Annotated in this window: 8 protein-coding genes; all 8 read right to left on the bottom strand. The window is 72.0% G+C overall.

Translation table 11 applies throughout. The features are described 5' to 3' along the window. Positions 1–223: 223 nt before the first annotated feature. Complete coding sequence (locus tag TNCT6_RS02840) at positions 224–1,900, bottom strand: NAD(P)/FAD-dependent oxidoreductase (RefSeq protein WP_141356225.1); 1,677 nt, start codon at positions 1,898–1,900, stop codon at positions 224–226. Positions 1,901–1,934: 34 nt separating this feature from the next. Beyond that, entirely contained in the window at positions 1,935–2,645 is a 711-nt protein-coding gene (locus TNCT6_RS02835; RefSeq protein WP_141356223.1) for a 2-hydroxychromene-2-carboxylate isomerase, read from the bottom strand. Positions 2,646–2,679: 34 nt separating this feature from the next. After that, positions 2,680–3,426 carry a 3-oxoacyl-[acyl-carrier-protein] reductase gene (gene fabG, locus TNCT6_RS02830; RefSeq protein WP_141356221.1) on the bottom strand — a complete coding sequence of 249 codons (747 nt, stop codon included), beginning with the start codon at positions 3,424–3,426 and terminating at the stop codon, positions 2,680–2,682. Positions 3,427–3,458: 32 nt separating this feature from the next. After that, positions 3,459–3,944, bottom strand: coding sequence for a 3-hydroxyacyl-ACP dehydratase FabZ family protein (locus tag TNCT6_RS02825; protein WP_141356220.1), 486 nt, complete (start codon positions 3,942–3,944; stop codon positions 3,459–3,461). Beyond that, complete coding sequence (locus TNCT6_RS02820; RefSeq protein WP_253266007.1) at positions 3,941–4,411, bottom strand: 3-hydroxyacyl-ACP dehydratase FabZ family protein; 471 nt, start codon at positions 4,409–4,411, stop codon at positions 3,941–3,943. The genes TNCT6_RS02825 and TNCT6_RS02820 overlap by 4 nt, the downstream gene beginning before the upstream one ends. Next, positions 4,408–4,671, bottom strand: a complete 264-nt coding sequence (locus TNCT6_RS02815; RefSeq protein WP_141356218.1) for an acyl carrier protein — start codon at positions 4,669–4,671, stop codon at positions 4,408–4,410. Before TNCT6_RS02815 ends, TNCT6_RS02820 begins: the two co-directional genes overlap by 4 nt. 69 nt (positions 4,672–4,740) lie before the next feature. Beyond that, on the bottom strand, positions 4,741–5,844 hold the full coding sequence (locus TNCT6_RS02810) for a beta-ketoacyl synthase N-terminal-like domain-containing protein (protein WP_141356216.1): 1,104 nt from the start codon (positions 5,842–5,844) through the stop codon (positions 4,741–4,743). A gap of 27 nt (positions 5,845–5,871) precedes the next feature. After that, positions 5,872–6,912 (bottom strand): thioesterase family protein, encoded by a 1,041-nt coding sequence (locus TNCT6_RS02805; RefSeq protein ID WP_141356214.1) that lies wholly within the window; start codon positions 6,910–6,912, stop codon positions 5,872–5,874. Positions 6,913–6,927 lie beyond the last annotated feature (15 nt).

The following is a 6,927-nucleotide window of genomic DNA, read 5'->3' as shown; positions in this document are numbered from 1 at the left end:
GACTACTCACTCCCCTTGAATCGGAAAACTGGTGGAGACAGCCCCCGCGGGCCACACCGATCGGGCGCATCCGGGCCGGGCGGGCGAGCAGATCTCGCCCCGCGCTTGGGACGTTACCGCGCGCCCGGCGCACGGGAACGGCCTTATAAGAAGCCTCGATAAACCATCGCCGCAGGTCGCCCGAGCATTTACTGGAAAAGGCGCCGGGCCGGGAACTCCGGGGTCAGCCGGGGTGGGTGCCGCGGCGGGCCCGGCCGCCGCACAGGCGCAGCGGGTCCCAGTCCGCACCGCGCGCGGGAAGCCGCCGCGGGTCTCCCAGCACCCTGCCCGCGTGCACCTCCGGCAGCAGCGGGCGGCCGAGGATCTGCCCGGCGCAGGAGATACCGCTGACGGCGGCACCGGTGATCCCGCTGCCGTATCGGGTGCTCTGCCCGACCACGTACAGGCCGGTCACACTGGTCCGGGTGTCCGGCCTGGCGCCCGTGCCGCCCCAGCGGGCCAGCCCGAACGGCGATCCGCCGGTCGACCGGGTGTAGCGGCGCTGCGTGGCCGGCGTGGCCAGCTCCAGGTGGGTCACGTACCGGCGGAAGGGGCCGAGCGCGCGTTCCGCGGTGGCCAGCATCGCCTCGGTGACCCGCTCCTTCTCCGCCCGGTAGACCGGGTCGCGGCGGTACGGCCCGCCGCTCTCGGACGCCGCCGCCGCGCCCCACGCCTCCAGGGACCGCGGGCACAGGGCCATCACCTGGAAGTTGGCGTGGCCGGGCGGCCGGATGGCCGCGGTGTGCGGGTCCTTGCGGGAGGCGAACGAGATGAACACCGACGGCGGCGCGTCGAACCGCCCCTCGGCCAGCCCGCGGAACGCCTCCTCGACGTCGGCGTTCCCGTGCCACCACAGGTTCGCCCCGGTCCTGCCCGGCAGTTCCCGGTCGAGCCCCACGTAGAGCACCACCAGGGGGAAGCCCATCACCGCGCTCCGGGCCCGCTTCCCGATCGACGCCGGGAAGTGCTCCTCGCCGACGAGCTCCCGGACGGTGCGCACATAGTCGGCGTTGGACACGACGACCGGCGCGCGCAGCTCCCGCCCGCAGTCGAGCACGACACCGCACGCCCGGCCCTGCTCGACCAGCACCCGGTCCACCCGGTGCCCGGTCCTGACCGTGCCGCCGTGACCGGTGATCGCCTCGGTCAGCGACGCCGCCGGCATCTGACCGCCGCCGACCGGATAGGCGGCGCCCCGCAGATAGTGGTCGGTCACGCTCGCGTGCATGCCGACCGTGGCCTCCTCCGGGCCGATCCCGTAGTTGAGCGCCTGGGCGGCCAGCACCGTGCGCGCGGCGGCGGACAGGCCGCAGTGCTCGAACAGTTCGTGCAGCGAGCGGCGGCCCCAGGCCACCGCGGTGGGGGTACGGCGCAGCACCTCGGCCGGGCCCGCGCCGACCGCGGACAGCAGGGTCCAGCGCATCTCCGCGCCGACCGCCGAGCACACCGTCACGAACTCCCGCAGGCCGTCCTTGTCCGCCGGCAGCACCTCGGCGAGCCGGTCGAGGTAGCGGTCCCAGCCGACGGGTACGGACATCCGCAGCCCGGGCAGGACGATCTCGTCGAATCCGTCCGGGTCCATCTCCCGGAAGGCGACACGGTCGCCGAGCCCCAGTCCCCGCAGGATCGACGGCAGTACGCCGTCGGGCCCGCAGTCGCCGATGTAGTGCACCCCGGCGTCGAACTCGTAGGCCGAACGGCGCCGGAAGACATGGCTGTTGCCGCCCAGCACCCCGGCCTGTTCGAGCACCAGCACCCGATGGCCGGCCACTGCCAGGTAGGCGGCGCAGGTCAGACCGCCCATGCCGCTGCCGACCACGATCGCGTCCCAGTCGCCCGCGAGCCGGTGCTCGTCGCTCATCGTGCCCCCTCGGGATCGTCTCGGTGGAGGCGGCTCAACCGCAGCCGCCGGCGTGACCGGCGTCCGCGCCCGCCGCGGCCATCTCCGGCAGCGCGGCCGCCTCCGCGTCCGGCACGGCGACGGAGGCGCGCGGGACACCGCGCAGCGCGGCGACGAACCCGGCCACCCGGTCGACGCCCCAGAACTTCTCGTGGCCGTGGACGAAGAACGGCACGCCGAACAGGCCGTCCTTCACCGAGGCGGCCAGGATCTCCACGCCCCGGGCGCGCAGGTCCGGGTCGTCGGCCGCGCCGGCGGCCCGGTCCGCGTCCAGACCGAGTTCACCGGCGATCGAGCCGATCACGGCGGGGTCGGAGATGTTCTTCGCCTCCTGCCAGCGGGCGCGGTAGACCCGGTCGACGAATTCCCTGCCCTTCCCGGCGTCCTCGGCCACCAGATAGGCCAGGTGCGCGACCTCCCAGACCGGTTCCCGGTCGATCGGCCAGGTGACGTCGAGCCCGCGGTCCTCGGCCAGCCGCCGGGCGTCCTGGAGGATGTAGAAGTTCTTCTCCCGCGCCATCGGTACCAGCGGCAGCTCGACCCCGGCCTGCGCGAGCTGTTCCTCGCTGCGGGCGTCCGGTTCCCAGAACGGGATCCACCGCACGCTGTCCAGGACGTCGGGGTGGTGCTTCTTCAGGTCGTGGTGGGCGAACCAGGAGTAGGGGCTGCGCAGGGAGAAGTACCAGCGGGGCGGCTTCTTGGCCATGGCGGCGTCCTTCGGTGGGAAGTCGGGGTGGGGCTCAGATGGTGATGCCGCCGTCGACCTGGAAGACGGAGCCGGTGATGTAGCCGGCGCGCTCGGAGGCCAGGAAGGACACCAGGTCGGCGACCTCGTCGGCACCGCCGAAGCGGTTCAGGGGGATCGAGGCCAGCATCTGCTCGCGGACCTTGTCGCTGAGCACCGCGGTCATGTCGGTCTCGATGAATCCGGGGGCGACCACGTTGGATCGGATGCCGTAGCGGCCGACCTCCTTGGCCAGCGACTTGGCGAAGCCGATGATCCCGGCCTTGGTCGCCGCGTAGTTGGACTGGGTGGCGTGGCCGTGGACCCCGGCCACCGAGGAGATCAGCACCAGTGAGCCGGAGCGGCGCTTCATCATCTCGAACACCACCGAGCGGCAGACGTTGTACGTGCCGTCGAGGTTGACCGCGAGCACGTCCTTCCACTGCTGGTCGGTCATCATCAGCAGTGGGTTGTCACGGGTGATGCCCGCGGCGGTGACCGCGACGTCCACCGTGCCCAGGGTCTCCTGGGTCTCGGCCACCCACTCGCGTACCGACTCCGGCGAGGCCACGTCGACCTTCCGGGCCAGCACCCGGACGTCGAGTCCGCCGAGTTCCTTCTCCAGGGCGGTCGCGGCCTCGTCGTTGGACTGGTAGCAGAAGCTGACGTCGTGGCCGTCGGCCGCGAGCCGCTTCACCACGGCCCGGCCGATGCCGCGCGAGCCGCCGCTGACCAGCGCGACCGCTTTGGTGTCCGGTGTCATCAGGCGTTCCTCCATGTCGGCTAAAGATCGGCTCAACCGGCGGACGGCAGCAGCCGGCCGGCGGGGCGGAAGGCCATCACCATCCGCTCGACCGACATCACCACCTCGCCGTCGCACGAGGTCTCGCCCTCGAAAATCGCGGTGTCGGACAGGGCGCGGGAGAGCCGGGCCCGATGCAGGAGCACGTCCCCCGGCAGCACCGGCCGGTGGAACACGACCCCGGAGAGACCGCCGAGCAGCATGACCCGGTCGGCCTCCCGCGGGTCGGTCCGCTCGTCGGGGGAGCGCCAGGTCGCCAGGATGCCGGCGGCCTGGCCCCACGACTCGATCAGGAGCGTCTGCGGGTACTCCAGACAGGCGCCGGCCGTGTGCGCGCCGACTCTCCGGTAGCACGGCTCGTTGCGGGTGATCGCCTTGGCCGCGGTGATGCTCTCACCCGGAACCAGGTCGAGGACCCGGTCCACGAGGAGCATGGGGAACCGGTGCGGAAGCAGGCGTTCGACCTGGACGGTGTTCATACGCCGACCTCACCGGACAGCCGCAGCCGCACCGACGCGGCATCGCCCCGCTCGGTGCGCGCCGTGGCCCGGCAGCGCACACCGCCCTCGTGATCGCGCAGCTCCAGGTGCACCGTGAGCAGGTCACCGGGATAGACGGCGCCGAGGAAACGCGTGGACTCCACCGCGAGCAGCCGGGGTTCGGACATCCCGGACCGCTCGGCCACCGCGAGCGCGCCGCGCTGGACGCATTCGACGATGCACACGCCGGGGAAGATCGGGAAGTCGGGGTAGTGGCCGGCGAAGACCGGCTCCGTCCTGTCGATCGCGACGGTGGCCACCGCGCTGAGCATGCGGCCGTCCCCTCCGGCCACCCCGGACCGCGCCACCGACGTCACCTCGATCCCGGCGTCCACCGGGGAGGGCCTCGGCGCGAAGGACGCCCGGGCGACCGTCCCGGCGGGCGCCTCCGGCGCGGTGGCGGTCACGCCGACACCGCCAGCTTGCGCTCCAGCAGCGCGCGCGCCTGACTGAAGGTGCGGGCCGTCCGCATCTCCTGCTCGGTGAACTTGACCTGGTACTTCTTCTCCAGCACCACGACCAGTTCCAGCAGGAGCAGCGAGTCGACCTGCAACTCCTCCACGAAGTCGGTGGCCTCCTCGATCTCGGTGGCGTCGACGTCGATCACATCGGCCAGGGTCCGCCGCAGTTCTTCCTTGTCCAGCTTCTCGAAGGGCTGTGCCGCCATGACTACCGCTCTCCTCCGCTCGATTGGTTTCCGGGTACGGCCCGGTCGTCTCCGGGTACGGCCGGGTGCTCAGCGCAGCCGCAGCAGGGCGCAGCCGGTCCCGCCGTCGCGTTCCACCGCGGTGACCACCGCCACCCGCCCGGCGACGTCGGGCGTCTGCTCGGCGACCGCGAGCACGGAGGCGATCTGCAGGCTCACCGACGCCGCCGAGGCGTCCCCGAACAGCTCGGTGTTCCGCACCCGTTCGAGCGCCGCGGTGCCGAACACCTCGGCCAGCACACCCCGTTCCCGCTCGCCGAGCACGTCGCCGGCGCCGCACGGGACGGCCGCCCACACCTGCGACGGGTCGACCCCGGCGCGGTCCATGGCGCGGCGCAGACGGGAGCCGAGCACCATCGGGAGCCGGCCTTCGGCGAACACGCCGCTCTCCACGGCCAGCACCTCGGCCAGCACGTGCTCGGCGGCGACGGACTCCTCGGGTTCCAGCAGGAGCATGCCGGCGCCCTCGCCGAGCAGCGCCGGCTTCTCCTCGTCGCCCCTGGTGTGCCACTCCAGCCAGGCCCGCTCGTTGGAGTACTCCTCGGCGGAGCCGCACAGCACCGCCTCGGCCCGGCCCGCGCCGAGCAGTCTGCGCGCGTAGTTCAGCGCGAGCAGCCCGGCCAGCCGGCCTCCGGCGATGGTGGCGTTCGGGCCCTTGATCCGGTGCCGGATCGCACACTGGCCGGCCGCGCAGTTCATCACCGTGTTGGGCATCTGCGCCGGGTCGACGAAGTACGGCTGCTCACCGGTCAGCGAGTCCCGGGTGAAGTCCATCATGCTCTGCGCGCTGCCGGTGGTGGTGCCGAGCACGACGGCCCCGCGGTCGCCGGTGGCGACCTCGCGGTTGCGCTCGGCGTCGTCGAGCAGCGCGCCCACGGCGCTGACCGCGAGTCCCGTCACCCGGTCCATCGACCGGGTGCCCTTGCGGCCCAGTGCCGCGCGCGGACTGAACCCGGGCACCAGCCTGGCCCGCTCGTCGGGAACCTGCCACTGCTCGCGGTCGATCCGGACGGCGGTCTCACCGCCCTCGTGCATCCCCTCGACGAACGCCGCACGCCCCATCCCGAACGGGGACACGGCCGACCAGGCGGTGATCACCGGTCTGCGGGCGGCGCCCATGGTGTCGCTGCTCATGGCAACAGCTCCTTTTGACAGGTCCGGTCAGCCGGCGGCGGGGGTCTTGCCGCCGAGCGCGGCCAGCACCTCGTCGTCGAAGGTGACCAGGGACCAGTCGCGCTCCGGCGACTCCTTGGTGACGTAGCCGTGCGTGATGTGTCCGGTGGCGACCCGCACCAGCGCGCCGTCACGCACCACGTAGCAGTCCATCCGGGCGGTGAACAGGACGGCCTTGAAGACGTCCTCGACGGTGAATACGGTGTACAGCTCGTCCTCGATCCGCACCTCGTCGGTGAGTTCGATGTCGCACTTGGTCACCACCGGGATCCAGTTGCGCTCGTCCAGCAGGCGCTGGATGGCGATGCCCCGGTCGGCGACGAACAGGTGCAGCACCTCCTCCATCTGCCGCAGGAAGCCGGACATCTGCATGTGACTGGTGAAGTGGCAGTAGAAGTAGGGCACTCGCCACTTCCAGCCGAAGGCGTTGTCGTCGCCGATGATCTCGGCCAGCACCGGGTCGCCGGAGCGCGTGGTGACGCCGCGCTGCGCGGACAGGTCGATGTTGTCCACCGGGACGGCGGCGAGTTCCCTCGGCGTCGCCCGGCCCAGCCGCGGCACCACGAAGCGGGTCAGGCGCTCGGGCAGCGGCCTGGGGTCCGGCACATGCTCGATGGCCCGAAGGGCGACCTCGAACTTGCTGGTCACCGCCTTGCGCGGCGCCCCGTCCCGCTCCACGGTCCCGGTGACCGCGAAACGCAGCCGGGTGTCGGAGTCCTTGGTGACCGGCTTGACCTCGACGTCGACCGTGTCGTCCAGGGTGAGCACCGTGTGCAGCCGGGTGTTCACGGAGACGACGTCGAAGCCGGCACCGTACTCGACGTAGAGGGTCGTGGCGCCCAGACCGGCGGCGCGGAAGTGCTCGAGCACGGCGGCCTCGAGCAGGTAGTGCACGTGCTTGAAGCCGATGGTCGTGCTGATGTTGCCGCCCTCGTAGGACGGCCGCAGCGAGAAGTGGCCGGCGGCGTCGAAGAAGTCGTTCAACGTCTGCTCGGTCGGCTCGGGAGTGCTGCTGATGGGGGACGTCATGCTGCTCAGGCTCCT

The sequence above is a fragment of the Streptomyces sp. 6-11-2 genome, assembly GCF_006540305.1.
In the GTDB taxonomy this organism is placed as follows: Bacteria; Actinomycetota; Actinomycetes; order Streptomycetales; family Streptomycetaceae; genus Streptomyces.
This window is presented reverse-complemented; position numbering and strand designations above follow the sequence as displayed.